Here is a 1,629-nt window from a genome sequence, read left to right as displayed (position 1 = left end):
ATCCACCGTGCGCTCTTAAAAACTTAACAAAAAGCAACAAAGATACAGATGCTCGCGTCCACTGTACAGTTCTCAACCAACAACCAGCCACCCACACCGACACGATCACCACACACCCACACCCACCACGCGCAACGTGATGACCATGAACGGGTATGACCCACGGCACCAGGGCCCCAGCCACCGAAAAACCCAACCCCAACCCCCCACACCACCACCCACCGAAAGTGAGCGACAGCAACCACAGGGGGCCACCGGGGTCCGATCCTTCAGGACCCAACAGCGTGCTTGCACCACACCCCGACACCACCGCACCGACCTTTCCCCACCACCACACCCCACCCAGACCCCCACCACAGCAGGGACCCGGCCAAACAAGGGTGCGTGGTCGTACTCGACCAGACACAGCAGCACCAACAGTGCAGCGACAGTTCCTTGATGTTCCACCCACGAGCAACCCCGGGCACCACACTCGGGTGCACCACGAGGCCACCCACACCCACCACCACCAACGCGCCGGCGGGTGTGAACGATGCTCCTTAGAAAGGAGGTGATCCAGCCGCACCTTCCGGTACGGCTACCTTGTTACGACTTAGTCCCAATCACCAGTCCCACCTTCGACAGCTCCCTCCCCACAAGGGGGTTAGGCCACCGGCTTCGGGTGTTACCGACTTTCGTGACTTGACGGGCGGTGTGTACAAGGCCCGGGAACGTATTCACCGCAGCGTTGCTGATCTGCGATTACTAGCGACTCCGACTTCATGGGGTCGAGTTGCAGACCCCAATCCGAACTGAGACCGGCTTTCTGGGATTCGCTCCCCCTCACGGGATCGCAGCCCTTTGTACCGGCCATTGTAGCATGCGTGAAGCCCAAGACGTAAGGGGCATGATGATTTGACGTCATCCCCACCTTCCTCCGAGTTGACCCCGGCAGTCTCCCATGAGTCCCCAACCACCCAAAGGTGTTGCTGGCAACATGGAACGAGGGTTGCGCTCGTTGCGGGACTTAACCCAACATCTCACGACACGAGCTGACGACAACCATGCACCACCTGTACACCAGCCACAAAGGGAAACCACATCTCTGCGATCGTCCGGTGTATGTCAAGCCTTGGTAAGGTTCTTCGCGTTGCATCGAATTAATCCGCATGCTCCGCCGCTTGTGCGGGCCCCCGTCAATTCCTTTGAGTTTTAGCCTTGCGGCCGTACTCCCCAGGCGGGGCGCTTAATGCGTTAGCTGCGGCACGGACCCCGTGGAATGGGACCCACACCTAGCGCCCAACGTTTACGGCGTGGACTACCAGGGTATCTAATCCTGTTCGCTCCCCACGCTTTCGCTTCTCAGCGTCAGTCATGGCCCAGAGACCTGCCTTCGCCATCGGTGTTCCTCCTGATATCTGCGCATTCCACCGCTACACCAGGAATTCCAGTCTCCCCTACCACACTCTAGCCTGCCCGTACCCACTGCAGACCCGGAGTTAAGCCCCGGGCTTTCACAGCAGACGCGACAAACCGCCTACAAGCTCTTTACGCCCAATAATTCCGGACAACGCTCGCACCCTACGTATTACCGCGGCTGCTGGCACGTAGTTAGCCGGTGCTTCTTCTGCCCCTACCGTCACCCCAAAA

1 rRNA gene and 1 other annotated feature (1 of these 2 only partly in view) are annotated in these 1,629 nt (G+C 59.3%); the gene reads right to left on the bottom strand.

The features are described from left to right. Positions 1–29: a sequence feature (mutual gap in cmsearch alignment for this rRNA model is longer than 100), on the bottom strand; it reaches 1,660 nt to the left of the window's first position. A gap of 514 nt (positions 30–543) precedes the next feature. Next, a 16S ribosomal RNA gene (locus tag BJF86_RS11055) occupies positions 544–1,629 on the bottom strand; the annotation flags it as partial.

The organism is Serinicoccus sp. CNJ-927, from assembly GCF_001942435.1.
Taxonomy (GTDB): Bacteria; Actinomycetota; Actinomycetes; order Actinomycetales; family Dermatophilaceae; genus Ornithinicoccus; species Ornithinicoccus marinus.
Note: the sequence above shows the minus strand (reverse complement) of the source record. Positions and strands in the feature narration are given on the sequence as shown.